The 14,017-nt window shown below is 41.4% G+C and carries 10 protein-coding genes; 8 read left to right on the top strand and 2 right to left on the bottom strand.

From position 1 onward, the window contains the following. The first annotated feature begins 32 nt into the window (after window positions 1-32). The 5 genes from V7K67_RS24100 (at window position 33) to V7K67_RS24080 (ending at window position 5,271) form a co-directional block, all read left to right on the top strand. Complete coding sequence (locus tag V7K67_RS24100; protein ID WP_334733841.1) at window positions 33-305, top strand: ATP-binding protein; 273 nt, start codon at window positions 33-35, stop codon at window positions 303-305. Between the two features lie 166 nt (window positions 306-471). Further along, window positions 472-1,737 (top strand): M16 family metallopeptidase, encoded by a 1,266-nt coding sequence (locus V7K67_RS24095; RefSeq protein WP_334733840.1) that lies wholly within the window; start codon window positions 472-474, stop codon window positions 1,735-1,737. 179 nt (window positions 1,738-1,916) lie between these two features. Beyond that, window positions 1,917-3,209: a M16 family metallopeptidase gene (locus tag V7K67_RS24090; RefSeq protein WP_335168728.1), complete on the top strand. Its 1,293-nt coding sequence runs from the start codon at window positions 1,917-1,919 to the stop codon at window positions 3,207-3,209. A 157-nt stretch (window positions 3,210-3,366) separates the two neighbouring features. After that, window positions 3,367-4,356, top strand: coding sequence for a peptidoglycan-binding domain-containing protein (locus tag V7K67_RS24085; protein ID WP_334733838.1), 990 nt, complete (start codon window positions 3,367-3,369; stop codon window positions 4,354-4,356). A 561-nt stretch (window positions 4,357-4,917) separates the two neighbouring features. Then, complete coding sequence (locus V7K67_RS24080; protein WP_334711768.1) at window positions 4,918-5,271, top strand: phage holin family protein; 354 nt, start codon at window positions 4,918-4,920, stop codon at window positions 5,269-5,271. A gap of 5 nt (window positions 5,272-5,276) precedes the next feature. Here the strand turns inward: V7K67_RS24080 and V7K67_RS24075 are convergent, their stop codons facing one another. Then, the gene (locus V7K67_RS24075; RefSeq protein WP_334711767.1) at window positions 5,277-5,747 is read right to left on the bottom strand and encodes a cobalamin biosynthesis protein; all 471 of its coding nucleotides are present in this window, start codon (window positions 5,745-5,747) and stop codon (window positions 5,277-5,279) included. Window positions 5,748-5,925: 178 nt separating this feature from the next. Further along, window positions 5,926-7,680 carry an arginine--tRNA ligase gene (gene argS, locus V7K67_RS24070; RefSeq protein ID WP_335168725.1) on the bottom strand — a complete coding sequence of 585 codons (1,755 nt, stop codon included), beginning with the start codon at window positions 7,678-7,680 and terminating at the stop codon, window positions 5,926-5,928. Between the two features lie 912 nt (window positions 7,681-8,592). On the opposite strand from argS, the gene V7K67_RS24065 reads away from it, so the two are divergent. The 3 genes from V7K67_RS24065 to V7K67_RS24055 all read left to right on the top strand — a co-directional run bounded on the left by V7K67_RS24065 (window position 8,593) and on the right by V7K67_RS24055 (window position 13,398). Beyond that, window positions 8,593-9,423, top strand: coding sequence for a phytoene/squalene synthase family protein (locus V7K67_RS24065; RefSeq protein ID WP_334711764.1), 831 nt, complete (start codon window positions 8,593-8,595; stop codon window positions 9,421-9,423). A gap of 727 nt (window positions 9,424-10,150) precedes the next feature. Next, window positions 10,151-11,740 (top strand): serine/threonine-protein kinase, encoded by a 1,590-nt coding sequence (locus V7K67_RS24060; RefSeq protein ID WP_334733834.1) that lies wholly within the window; start codon window positions 10,151-10,153, stop codon window positions 11,738-11,740. Window positions 11,741-12,663: 923 nt separating this feature from the next. After that, window positions 12,664-13,398 carry an FHA domain-containing protein gene (locus V7K67_RS24055; protein WP_442943917.1) on the top strand — a complete coding sequence of 245 codons (735 nt, stop codon included), beginning with the start codon at window positions 12,664-12,666 and terminating at the stop codon, window positions 13,396-13,398. Window positions 13,399-14,017: the final 619 nt, after the last annotated feature.

Below are 14,017 nucleotides of genomic sequence, written 5' to 3'. Positions count from 1 at the left end.
ATGTTTTTATTTCATTCCATAAATAAATTTAGTTGCTTGTTACCATTTTCCTTTTTCTTTATGAGTGCCTTTTTACTTTTTACTTTTGCCTTGTTTGGTCAACCAGCGAAGGCATTCCCATTACACTGCTAAACTATGTCAAACGCAGCTTAAAAACTGTTGTGCTGGATGATGCAACAGCACAAAGCGGCTTGTCGTCAGACATCGCTCGTCAAATTGTCGAAGAAACCCATAATGGGGGGTTGAGTTGCAATTCTGTGCTTGGCGAAGGAACAGAATTTGTCATTGAGATTCCAGTGTTTTAACTAATTCGCGATTTTCCTCTCAACGCATAACGCGTCTAATTTTTCGGTAGTGCAGAGAACAGCGATCGCATAATTTTCCAAATCTGTATAACTTGATTCTAAATTAGGTATCGTTCAGAGTTAAGATGACACAATTGCGTCAAATTGTGATTAAAACTACAAAAAATTGTTAAAACAACTAACTAATACCGTATTTCCAGCCTCAGTCTTCCGACTAGAGAGTGGTTTAACTTTTATTCATCAAGAAATTCCCACCACTCCCGTAGCTGTGGCGGATGTTTGGGTGCGTGCTGGAGCCAGCCTAGAGCCAAAACCGTGGTTTGGTATGGCGCACTTTTTAGAACACATGATTTTTAAAGGTACGGCGACGTTACCCCCTGGAATGTTCGATTCCAAAGTTGAAAATCGGGGTGGTGTGAGCAATGCGGCGACAAGCTATGATTATGCTCATTATTCAATCACCACAGCCGCCCCTTATTTAAAAGATACTCTGCCCTACTTGGGAGAACTACTGCTCAATGCGGCAATTCCAGAAGATGAATTTAGCCGCGAACGCGACGTGGTGCTAGAGGAAATTCGCTCTTGTCAGGACGATTCCGACTGGATAGGATTTCAAGCTCTAATTCAAAGCATCTATCCGCATCACCCTTATGGACGTTCGGTGTTGGGTACTGAGCAAGAACTGATGCAGCAATCACCAGAAGCAATGCGCTGTTTTCATCACGCCCACTATCAGCCGGAAAATATGACGGTGGTAATTGCTGGAGGTATAGCCCAGCAACCAGCTTGGGAAATGGTAAATCATTCATTTGCTGATTTTGCCGAACGCTCGAATTGTCCGCAGTTGGAGAAAGTGACAAAGCCAGTCATAGCAGGAATTCACCGTCAAGAACTGTGTTTACCACGCATAGAGCAAGCGCGATTGTTGATGGCGTGGCTGGTACCAGGAGTAGAAGATATACGTACTGGCTATGGTTTAGATTTGTTGTCGGTATTGTTGGCAGAAGGGCGGACTTCGCGTTTAGTGCGTGATTTGCGCGAAGATTTGCAATTGGTACAGGGAATTTGCAGTAGTTTTTCTCTACAACGGGAATCGAGTTTATTTACAATTACTGCCTGGTTGGAACCAGAAAATCTAGAGGAAGTTGAGTCCTTAATTTGCGCTCATTTTGATGATTTGCAGACTAAAGGAATTAGCGAACAAGAACTTGTCCGCACACGCAGGTTGTTATGTAATGAGTATGCGTTTTCCACCGAAACGCCAAATCAACTGACGGGGCTTTATGGGTATTACAATACCATTGCCCAAGCTGAATTAGCTGTGACATATCCCCAGCAAATTCAGTCTTTTGATGCTCAAGAACTGCAAAAATTAGCTAAACAGTATCTCTCGCCGGAGAATTATGCGGTTACTATACTTAAACCGTGTTAAGTATTGGGCATGGGGCATGGGGCATTGGGCATGGGAGATGAAGAAGTGTGGGAAGACAAGGAGACAAGGGGACAAGGTAAGAACTTGCAAGAAGTCTTTCCCCTTCCAATTCCACTTGTCCCCCCATCCTCTTCCCAATGCCCAATGCCCCATAACCAATAACAAAGGACAAATGACAAATGACAACCTTGCTGCAAAAATCGCCCATCCATCGCACCGTATTGAACAATGGGATTGTCGTGCTGATGGCAGAAAATCCGGCTGCGGACATTATTGCAGCGCGAATCTTTGTGCGTGCTGGTAGTTGTAACGAAAACCGGGAGCAAGCAGGGTTGGCACATTTGCTCTCAGCAGTGATGACAAAGGGATGCGATGGACTTTCTAGCTTGGAAATTGCAGAAAAAGTCGAGTCTGTAGGGGCGAGTTTGAGTGCCGATGCTGGCACTGATTATTTTTTGCTATCTTTCAAAACGGTAACATCCGATTTTGCAGAAATTTTAGCATTGGCAGGGCGGATTTTGCGATCGCCTACTTTTCCCGAAACTCAAGTAGAACTAGAACGGCGTTTAGCACTCCAAGATATTCGTTCCCAAAAAGAGCAGCCGTTCAATGTCGCCTTTGAACAAATGCGGCAGGTAATGTACCAAAATCATCCCTACTCGATGTCCGTGCTGGGAGATGAATCCACCATGAGCCGCTTAACTCGCGCCGATTTAGTAGAGTATCACCAAACTTATTTCCGTCCAGATAATATAGTAATTAGTATTGCTGGTAGAGTCACACCCACAAATGCAGTGGCATTGGTGGAAGAAGTCTTTGCTGATTGGCAAGCTACAACTCAAGCACTGCCAATACTAAATTTACCTGAAATTAAAATAGAACCGCAGGTAAGACTAAAGCCAATACAGACACAACAATCAATCGTGATGCTTGGTTATTTAGGAACAGCGGTGAGTTCTGTTGACTACGCCCCATTGAAATTGCTGTGTACCTACTTGGGAAATGGGCTTTCTAGCCGCTTGTTTGTCGAATTACGAGAAAAACGCGGTTTAGCTTACGAAGTATCCGCCTTTTACTCTACAAGGCTATTTCCAGCGTCCTTTGTGGTTTATATAGGTACAGCACCAGAGAATACCAGCATTGCCCTAGAGGGACTGCGTACAGAAGTAGATTTATTGTCTACCACCGAAGTATCCGAAAGCGCACTCCAAGCTGCTAAAAACAAGATTCTGGGGCAGTACGCTTTAGGTAAACAAACGAACGGGCAAATTGCTCAAATATACGGTTGGTATGAAATTTTGGGCTTAGGAATTGATTTTGACACCAAGTTTCAAGAATTGATTGTGGCGGTGAGTGCCCAGGATGCGATTGCCGCAGCTTGTAAGTATTTAAAAGAGCCTTACTTATCTTTAGTTGGTCAAGAAGAAGCAATTAATCGTGCGATGTCTACGACGGGCGGAGCCTACGCATAGGCTTGCTCTAATTCTCTCCTTTTTGAGAATAATTAGAGAGGAAGCGTATTGAATTATGTGCCACAGCTACGCCCGTTGGAGACATCATAAATGATCAGCTGTTTTTTAGACCAAGCGGCTGTACCATTAGCATGAGAATATTCTGGGAGTAAATTCCATGCAAAGCAGCCTGACAGAAAGTATTTTGAGTTACTTAAAATTACTAGACCCAACTGTAAATCGCTTTAGAATGGAAAAACGGCAAAAGGGTTGGTGGCCAAAGAGGTCTAAATCTTTATCGGCCATTGAAATACTCTTGTTCTCTACTACGCCTCTGTTGATTGCCTCAACGGCTGTAGTATCAATAGCAGCGCCACAAAAAATTGCTCAAGTAAATCCTGGAGATAGCATTAACCGCCCTATCCTCAAAATTGGTAGCCAAGGCGAACGCGTATCTGAACTTCAAGCAGCTCTGAAACTTTTGGGTTTTTACTCTGGTGCCGTAGATGGTACATATAGTGAGAATACAGCTAGTGCTGTTGCCCGATTTAAACAAGCCGCCGGCTTGAATCCAGATGGCATTGTTGATGCCAGCACTTGGCAAAGACTTTTCCCAAAAGAACCGGCAGTAGCATCAACCTTCCCCTCATCCCAGCCAAGATTTAACTCAGCTACAAATTTTCCTGTTCCAACCCAGGCTAGCAACCTCACCAACGTTGCAAATCCCAACCCTCCAAAAAAAGCTGTAACACAAGTTGCGACTCGCCCTGAACCCAAACCTACTACCCCAAAGAAAGCTGTAACACAAGTTGCAACCAGCCCTGAGCCAAGACCTGCTACTCCAAGAAAAGCTACAACTTCCAGCACAAAGAAAACGCCAAATCGTACTACATCAACCACTCGAACTCAGTCAAATACAACTACGAAACGAACCCCTGGTATTCAATACACCTCAGGAGGATTGCCAATTTTGCGTATAGGATTACGTGGTTCTGAAGTTGTGAAGTTGCAACAACAACTGAAAAAGCTTGGTTTCTTGAAAGGTGATGCCGATGGAGACTTTGGGGTGACAACGGAGACAGCTGTGAAAGCTGCACAAACGCGCTATGGATTAGAAGCTGACGGTGTAGTTGGTGGCTCTACCTGGGAGGTTCTTTTGCGGCGTTAACCGTATCCTTATTCTTCAAACTTACACTTAGCGTCTTACTCGCCCATAGCCAGAGGTGCGGGTAATACCGTCTCTTTGTGAAGCTGCGCCAAATCTCTTAATTTCTTATTTTTTGGCGTACTTGGCGCTCTTCTCTAACGAGACGCTACGCGATGGCGGTAGCCTGCGGCAAGCCGCTCCGCGTCTACGTTCTTGATTTCTTGCAGCATAAGCGCATCTTCACACAGAATTGGTATAAGACGCTAAGTGTACAAAACTGGATAATTTATTTCTTGTAAATCCCCAATTACTGAGATTTCTCGGATTAGAGAAACCTTTGTAGGGGTTTTGCGCTTCACAGCATTTTTTATGAATTTAATGCGGTACATCCTGCAATACGATAAAGATATACCGATTAGAAGTATCTCTCTATGCCAGCACTGAAAAATTACATTGCTTTTAGACTGATAAAAGATGATGGCAACTTTAGGAGTCAAGCACAAGACACCTAATCGTGTTACAGATCACAGATGGCAATAGTGAAATTAATTAAACTTACTGCTAATTACTCTAAAAAAACTTATGCAACACTTTTTATTAACTTGGCTCGGTACTGCGGTGGCGTTATTGATAACTTCTAGAATTGTTGATGGTTTTATTGTCAATAATTTTGTTGTCGCCCTTATTGCATCTCTGGTTATTGGGCTTGTTAATGCGTTTATCAGGCCTATTTTGCGTCTTTTGACGTTTCCAATTACCTTACTCACCTTTGGTTTATTTACATTTGTGATCAACGCTTTAACCCTTTGGCTGGCAAGTGCCCTAACTCCTAGCACTGGTTTTGAGATTAAAGGCTTTTTACCTGCTTTGTTAGGTTCAATTGTGCTAGCAATTGTTTCTAGCATAATTAACTATTTTTTGAGAGTGGTTGAGTAGGAAAATTAGTGAAGTTCTGTAATACTAGTAGTATTTAAAGCTTGGGCAACAGCTAGAGTTACCGCTCCTGGTTGCCCTTGTCGCTGGAAAATTTGTTTGGGAACTAAGAACCTTACTCGCAACTCTTCTATGCTTGTAAAGGTAAAAATAGTCAACGATGTGAGTTGAGAAGCTGCAAGAATAGCAGCTGCCTCAGCTACGCTAGGTGTACCTACTTTGTAGTCAGTAATTGTGGCAGGGTTGGGGACACACACAGAGCGAAGGATTTCCGCAGAAAAGGTCTTTAGAGGCAAGTTACGGAGATGGCAAAGTTCTACTAAGCCAACTTCTGAGGCTTTAGTGTCAATGGTAGCAATACCTGCGATCGCACTTGGAAAAAGTTGATTTTCTCGAAACACTTGCTCAATTGCCCAATCAATCAACTGCCATGATGTTCCCCGTTTACAACCGATTCCTACCCATAAAACCTGTTGCACTTGGCCTATTTCCTTATTCAATTCGTCAGAATTTGGTTTACTCCAACAGCCAACCAAATAAATCTCCCACCGTCATGTCCGTACCATAAGCGATCGCCTCCAAATCCTGCAATTCTAATCAAAAAACCGCCTCTGCGTACCTTTGCGCTACCTCAGCGTAACTCTGCGTTAAAAAATATTACATCCTCTCCAATACCTGAATTCCCAACAAAGATAATCCCAACTTCAGAGTTCTAGCAGTCAAATCACATAACACTAAACGGGATGTCCTCTGTGGCTCCTCGGCTTGTAATATGGGACAACGATCATAGAATTGGTTAAACTTCTGACTCAGTTCAAACAAATACTCACATAAACGATTAGGCAGCAAGTCTTGCTCTACACTACTAATAACTTCATCTAGTTGAAGTAAGTATTTTGCTAGCGTTAATTCTGTTTCATGCTGCAACAAAACGGCATTATTTCCCAACTCTTTAAAGTTAATATCACCCTTACGGCTAATCCCATGAATCCGCGCATAAACATACAGCATATAGGGCGCAGTATTACCTTTGAGATCCAGCATTTTGTCGTAGCTGAAGATGTAATTACTCGTGCGATTTTGGCTTAAGTCTGCATACTTAACTGCACTAATTCCAACTACCTTAGCAACTTCATTAATAAAATCTTCAGTTTCTTGGCGTTCTTCTTTTTGTAATCTAGCTTTTAAGTCAGCATGGGAACGAGAAACAGCTTCATCTAATAAATCCCGCAACCGTACAGTATCCCCAGAACGAGTTTTGAATTTTTTACCATCTTCTCCTAATACCAACCCAAAGGGAATATGCACTAATTCCACATCATCGGGAATCCATCCGGCTTTGCTTGCTACCTGAAAGAATTGGGCAAAATGGTTTCCTTGTCCAGCATCGGTTACATAAATTATCCGCTTTGCTTCATCTTGCTGAATTCGGTAGCGTAGGGATGCTAAATCAGTTGTGGCATAGTTATAACCGCCATCTGATTTCTGCACAATTAAAGGCAAAGGTTCACCTTCTCTATTTGTAAAACCTTCCAGAAAAACGCATTTTGCACCTTGGTTTTCTACTAGTAATCCAGATTTATCTAAATCTTCCACAACGCTAAATAGTAAAGGGTTATAGAAAGATTCTCCGCGTTCAATTAATTTGATATCAAGCAACTCATAAATTATCTGAAACTCCCGCCGCGACTGTTCGCACAGCAGTTTCCAAGCATGGAGTGTATCTTCTGCACCTGCTTGTAATCTGACAACTTCTTGACGTGCTGTCTCTTGAAAAGCTTCATCTGCATCAAACCGCAATTTGGCTTGGCGATAAAAAGAGACTAAATCACCAATATCTAAAGCATTAGCGGTGGTAAGGGCATCTGGGTAAACTTCCCGCAGATAGGCGATTAACATGCCAAACTGCGTACCCCAATCACCTAGATGATTTAACCGCAGTACATCGTGTCCTTGAAACTCTAAAATTCGGGCGATCGCATCACCGATAATTGTAGAACGCAAGTGTCCGACGTGCATTTCTTTAGCAATATTCGGACTGGAAAAATCCACAATTTCCCGCTTCGGCGTTTTTGCGGCTGGAACTCCCAGTCTGGGATCAGCTTGAATCGCGTTTAGTTGTGCTTCTAAGTATGCTGTTTTCAGTTTCAGATTGATAAATCCTGGCCCAGCGATTTCCGGCGGTTCACAGATTTCGGATACATCTAGTTTCTCAACAATTGCACCTGCGATCGCTCTTGGTTGCAATCCTTTCTTTTTACTTAGGGATAAAGCCACATTCGCCTGATAATCACCAAATTTAGGATTGCTAGCAGGAACCAAAATTGGATCTACTCCAGCGAAGTCAGCACCAAAAGCCGCAACTATTGCCTGCTCTACCCGATCTTTGAGTTTTTCTTGTGTAGCGTTCATATATAAATTTTATCTGTGAGAGGGGGAATGTAGCTCTAGAAAAGCTTGATTATTTCACTCTAAAGTATTGAGGGATTTTAACAACCCCTGATTGATGTTCGAGGGTTGTCATTAGTCATCAGCTATTTGGAGATGGGGAATAAAGTTTAGGACTCATATCTGATTTTTGAAAAAATCCGTACATCTGAAGAGTCTCGAAATCAAAGCTAGAACCAATCAAACAGTAACGGCTAATGGGAAAAGCAAAGAATTGAGGCATAAAAACGTCAAACCCATGTTTTGGCTTGTAAGCAAATATCTTCTTCAGGGTTTTTTCTGGGCAATTAGGAACAATCTAGTAAGTATACGGGAACTTCTGGTTCTGGGTTATGGTCACTTGATGTCACTCTCTCATTAGCATAGACCTAGCTAACCGCAGCCCTCTGTGTCCAATTTAACTTACCCTAACTTTTCGGCAAACCGCTATATGCATCTAAAAGTGCGTATAGATGCTGTTATTCGTTACCGACTTTTCCTGAATTGTCTTTATATATACAATAATTACATTTTTTTAGTCAGATTAACGCAGACTTCAAACACTTTCAAATCCCTAAAATGGATGTTTGCTCATGGAAAGTTTTCGCAATATCCAACCGAATATTACCATAATTCTTTATATCTATACTAAAAGTTTATGAAAGCGATATCAAACGACGCCTCAAACACTTTTGCAACCAAAAACCTCTATACTAGACTAGACTTTGATCAATTTGAGAGTTTTGTTAATTGCAACACCAAAAACTATCAATTTTTAGATGAAATACTAGCGTATCTTATAGTCTATAGTTTTTAAGGTTTAGTCAAAACTATATCCAGTATCATCAAAAAACTGCAAACTTCATGTGGTGCAAAAATCAAGCGGGGAGTGAAAACATGAATTTACGTAGAGATGCATTGCAAATCCTCAAAGAAACTAGCCGAACTTTTTATATCCCAATTAGTCTTTTACCGCCAGGATTGCAAGAAGCAGTCGCATCAGCATATTTGTGTATGCGTGCCATTGATGAAATTGAAGATCATCCCGAATTAGATAACGCTACTAAAGCGAAGCTGTTAAGAACCATTAGTCTGACATTACAGGCAGGAGTTGATGGCTTTGCACTAGATGCTTTTTTTGCAGGATTTAGTGGGTATGAGAATTCATTAGAAGAAGTCACTTTGAGGATTAGAGAATGGTCACTGCTAGCACCAGACACCATTGCACCTCGAATTTGGGATGCCACTGCTGCAATGGCAGACCGAATGGCTTATTGGGCAGAAAGAAACTGGAAAATTCACACTGAATCTGATTTAGATCGTTATACCTTTGGGGTTGCAGGTGCAGTGGGATTGTTACTTTCAGATTTATGGACTTGGTATGATGGAACACAAACAAACCGTACCCAAGCCATTGGGTTTGGTCGAGGTTTACAAGCAGTTAATATCCTGCGTAATCATACTGAAGATTTGGGGCGTGGAGTAGAATTCTTCCCAGAGGGTTGGAGTGCAGACAACATGCAGGAGTATGCCCGGCGCAATCTAGCACTGGCAGAAGCTTATATTCAAGACCTTCCTACGGGCCCCGCCTTAGATTTTTGCCAAATTCCCTTCACCTTAGCTAACGGCACTCTTGACGCTCTTGCTAATGGTAAAGAGAAACTTAGCCGCAGTGATGTTTTTGCACTTATCGAACAGCTGATTAGTGTGAACATGAAAGCTAGCTAATAGTCTCTTAAGGACTAATGTAGACGATTCTAAATTGCCTCTAAATTTGGGCATCCAAAATACTACAGTGATTTTCTGTAGGGAAGCCAGTGCGATCTTGGGGTCTCCCCAAGTATAGCAACTGGTGTTGGGCACTGCCCTCCAATACCTCTAAGTACTAATTAGGAGGTAGGAGGCAAAATAGTTCCTCTTTTTCTTTAGCAGTACCCAGTCCTGAGTAAAGAAGTGAGATTCCCCACTCAGCACTCATTACTCAGCACTATATCTGATTTCGAGTCCAGCATTCTGTACCTCATTTACTTGCAAAGTCCTGTATATGCAATCATCGGGAAACCTAATAATCTACCGTAGGGATGATGACAGGTTAAGGAATTTCGTAGTAAGCACTTAAGTGCTTAGATGAGAGCTACAGCCACCCACTAGGAACCGATCAAAATTACTGACATAGACCACTAAATTAAAGCAAACTTTCTCAATTGCAAATTACGTTAGTGAATTGGAAGAGCATCATTAAGAATTGATATAAAATAGCATAAATATTATTTATCAGTTTAAGTATAATAAATCATCTGGTTCTAGCGATCGCTATACGTAATCTCAGCTAAACTTTAGCAACTCTTCAAAGGATTTCCCGCAAAAATTACCTGGCAGGAGTTGATTAATATCTAAATAATTGAAAGGGAGTATAACATTTCCCGTGATTATTCGTGCAGCGAGTTGAGAGTGCATGAGCTACTGCTTAAGTCCGACCTGTCCCAATCCAGAAAATTTGGTATATAGCCAAAGGTGTCAGTCTTGTGGCTCGCAACTACTGTTGCGCGATCGCTATCAGGTAATCAAACCATTAGGTCAGGGTGGCTTTGGAGCAACCTTCTTAGCCAATGACCAAGGCTTACCAGGAGAACCGAGCTGCGTAATCAAACAATTACGCCCATCAGGAAGCGCCCCATACGTTTTACAGATGGCCAGAGAACTCTTTGAGCGAGAAGCCAAAACTCTAGGTAAGATTGGCAATCATCCCCAAGTACCAAGATTGTTAGACTATTTTGAAGATCATGAACAATTTTACTTAGTTCAAGAATACATCAGTGGCGATACCTTGCAAGAGGAGGTCAAACTTAACGGCATCTTGAGTGAAACTGGAGTCAAGCAATTTTTGAGCGAGATTTTGCCACTGTTGCAATACATCCACGAGCAAAAGGTGATTCACCGTGATATCAAGCCAGCCAACTTAATTCGCCGCACTCAAGATTCTAGAATGGTACTGATAGACTTTGGTGCCGTCAAAAATCAAATCAGCCAAGGTACAACAAGTCCATCAGGACAGACAGCATTAACTGCCTATGCCATTGGTACTCCTGGTTTTGCACCTCCAGAGCAAATGGCCATGCGTCCAGTCTACGCCAGTGATATTTATGCACTGGGGGTGACATGCATTTTTTTACTGACTAGCAAAACTCCTAAAGATTTAGATTACAATCCCAACACAGGCGAGATGATGTGGGAGCAGCTTGTGCAAGTGAGCGATCACTTGAGCAATGTATTGCGAAAAATGTTAGACGTATCTGTACGTAATCGCTATCAGTCAGCAGCAGAAGTTCTCCGAGCATTGGAAATAGAACCATACTTAGATAGTTTAGCCAAGGGTTTACTGATTAAATCTGAAAGTGGATCTAGAGATCGAACACATAACGAAAATTCTGCTGTTTTATGTAACAATCCTTCTGCTACAAGTACTGGAGTGGCACAGGTAGCGGCGGCAATTCGTGCTAGACGAGCCAAGGCAGCAGAAGCAGGGGGATTACACCAAGGTTCTGGGATGGCTAAATCAACGACTTTCGCTAGCAACAGCAATGGTTCACAAGTTCAAAATTCTAAAGTTGAGCGGAAATTAGATACCCAAAGTTTGTTAACAGCCTATCTGAAGGGAAGGCGGGATTTTGCCTTACACAATTTAAGTTTGCTGAATCTACAAGGTGCTGACTTATCCCAAACAAATTTCCATTCTGCTCAATTGCAAAAAACCAATCTCCAGGGGGCTAATCTTCATAATAGTGACTTTGGCAGAGCTAGTCTCACTCGAGCAAATCTTAAGGATGCTAATTTGAGCAAAGCATACTTTAACCATGCTGATTTAGAAGGGGCAGACTTGCGAGGCGCAGATCTCAGCAATGCTTATCTCAGCAATGCTAACCTCCGAGGAGCTAATCTGTGTGGTGCCAATCTTACCAGTGCCAAGATTTCTGATGAGCAGCTAGCACTAGCAAAAACAAATTGGATGACCGTGCGCCCCAATGGTAAACGAGGCTTGTTGTGATTGGAAAGTTTAAATTTGGGAGCCACTTGCTTGCTCTAGTAGCCCGAGTTAAGCAAAGTGGGATGATTTTTAGATTGGGTGACTTAATTTTAGATATTAGATTTTAGCCTATCTTTACAGATGAATCCTTTTGATTTAAACCGATTATTTAGATTAGTAAAATAGTTTCCCTGCTTTTTTAATGATCCATTAAGTAGGGATATCAATCCTATTTAATTGGCTCTCAGTGAAAGGTTCAGATCCCCGACTTATTGCAGAAGTCGGGGATCTTTTTGTTCGTAACTTTTACACAAATTCTTCTAGACGTAATTAAATGTAAGATCAAGCTTTTGTTTATAGTTAGATATTTATCGCTCTATATAAGGTTCTCAAGAGCCAGAGCCGCTTCTTACCAGCTTTGATTTAATTAAGTCTTTCTACTTAGTTAAATTTTTATTGAAAATTTTAAAACGCTTGCGTTATAAGGATTGCAAAGCTGATATTTTCTTGTTAGTTTGTAAAATCAGCCCTGATGATTCAGAGTAAAAACTCAGATTTATTCAGAATTGACCAAATAGATATAATGTTTAGATTGAGCGATAGCCATCGCTCTCGCGAATCTTAATAAATATCTAGCTTCATAGCAAAAATACTTAGATAATTAACAATTCTTAATAAAGTATTTATGATTTCTATCTGTTACAAATAACAAATGATTATTTACAATAAACAATAAAGCATCATAATAATTTTTTAAAGATATTTCCATGCTTTTTATGGCTAGAAACGACAGGGAATCTCGCACCTAAAAGTTGTAAAATAGAACGCTATTAAGCCACTTAAGTTTTCAAATGGCAGCGGAAAGCGAAAAATCAATTATCCCTGATTGTAGGCTGAAACAAAATATTCATGACCGAGATCAGGTAGTACAAGGTTTACGTATAATGACTGACTTTGCACAAACAGAAATAGAACGGCGATTAACTTTATATCAAGTATTCCTCAAGTTGTATGAACACCACAGCGGCCTTCTAGATGAAATTCTTCAGCTAGAAAATCTATCTCAACCGTCGTTGACGGGAGTCAAGGCGTATTACGTACATGGTGTAGTGGATACTGGTGCTGTTTATTTGATGACTAACTTGTGTGACAATCAGACTCAAAGTTTACGACAGCCACAGCGGATATGGACGATAGGTCGTAATCACAACAGTGGTATTTGCATTGCTGATAGTCATCTGTCTCGTCGCCACGCTGCTATTCAACATATTGATGAGCAAGGCTTTTACTTAATTGATTTCAACAGTACTAACGGCTCGTTTGTGAATGGCGATCGCGCTGTTGAGCCGATCAAGCTCAAAGATGGCGATCGCATCCGTCTAGGCAATATGACTTTTGATTTTTTTGTAAATTATACATGCCGCGTTTTGCCGACTGTAGCAATGGATTTATTGATGCAGTTTATGCATCGGAAGGGTCATCATCCAGTAGAAATACTTACTTGTTCCCAGAATAGACAAAAACCTCTAACTGAAAAACCAGATTCTAATTTAGAGGCTTTCAGAAATTTCGGACTAGTTGAGAAGCTCGAAAATCGTTATGAAAACTTCAGTTCAGAACAGAAATCAGAAATTCTAGACCGCTTTTTTACCAGACAAATACCGTCTAATCCCAGGTAGTTAAATAATTGGATGTTCTCTGACAGCAGGATTGCTGTCAGAGAAAGAGTTAAGGTGAAAATATAGAAAAAAAATTAAGAATGTGATTAAATATCATAGCAATCATTTTGAAGTAGCATCTTTAGCCCACAATAAAAAGAAAGCGATTCAGGAATTGAGTGAGCAAGTTATCCTCTATCCCGACAACAGGAGGATACTCAAGGTCTACCAGCAGTAGCAACAAGAGTAGTGGCGCACTCCGGTCATCTGGGCATAAAATGCTAGGGCGATATCTAATGACGGAAACTGCCTTTTCTGCGAGAGGCTTCCGCCAAAGCGCAGCGTCTCGTAGAGAAGACTTCGACCCCCTCACAGCGATGCATCTACAAAAAAACCCCCAGTGAGCGTTAGCCTACCAGGGGAGTTAGTTATCAGGGTGCATCTACCAATTAAATGTTCTCAGGTTGAACACCATACTCCGGATGAATTTGTACAAAGGTCAGTTATTTTTTTAAATAAAAAAACCCCAGTTGGTGTTAACCTACAGGGGAGTGAGTTATCAGGGTGCATCTACCAATAATCTTTTCTAGGGGCAGCTAGTATCTTCCGGAGAAAATGAACTAAATTAGGATTGATGGTG

The organism is Nostoc sp., assembly GCF_036917155.1.
Classification (GTDB): Bacteria; Cyanobacteriota; Cyanobacteriia; order Cyanobacteriales; family Nostocaceae; genus Nostoc.
The sequence above is the reverse complement of the archived record's forward strand: the minus strand, read 5'-3'. Positions and strand labels throughout refer to the sequence as shown.

Excerpts from the sequence above, each read along its gene's own strand:
- argS (WP_335168725.1), bottom strand. The coding sequence starts at position 7,680 with ATGAACGCTACACAAGAAAAACTCAAAGATCGGGTAGAGCAGGCAATA.
- V7K67_RS24055 (WP_442943917.1), top strand. The coding sequence starts at position 12,664 with ATGACTGACTTTGCACAAACAGAAATAGAACGGCGATTAACTTTATAT.
- V7K67_RS24065 (WP_334711764.1), top strand. The coding sequence starts at position 8,593 with ATGAATTTACGTAGAGATGCATTGCAAATCCTCAAAGAAACTAGCCGA.
- V7K67_RS24085 (WP_334733838.1), top strand. The coding sequence starts at position 3,367 with ATGCAAAGCAGCCTGACAGAAAGTATTTTGAGTTACTTAAAATTACTA.
- V7K67_RS24090 (WP_335168728.1), top strand. The coding sequence starts at position 1,917 with ATGACAACCTTGCTGCAAAAATCGCCCATCCATCGCACCGTATTGAAC.
- V7K67_RS24080 (WP_334711768.1), top strand. The coding sequence starts at position 4,918 with ATGCAACACTTTTTATTAACTTGGCTCGGTACTGCGGTGGCGTTATTG.
- V7K67_RS24060 (WP_334733834.1), top strand. The coding sequence starts at position 10,151 with ATGAGCTACTGCTTAAGTCCGACCTGTCCCAATCCAGAAAATTTGGTA.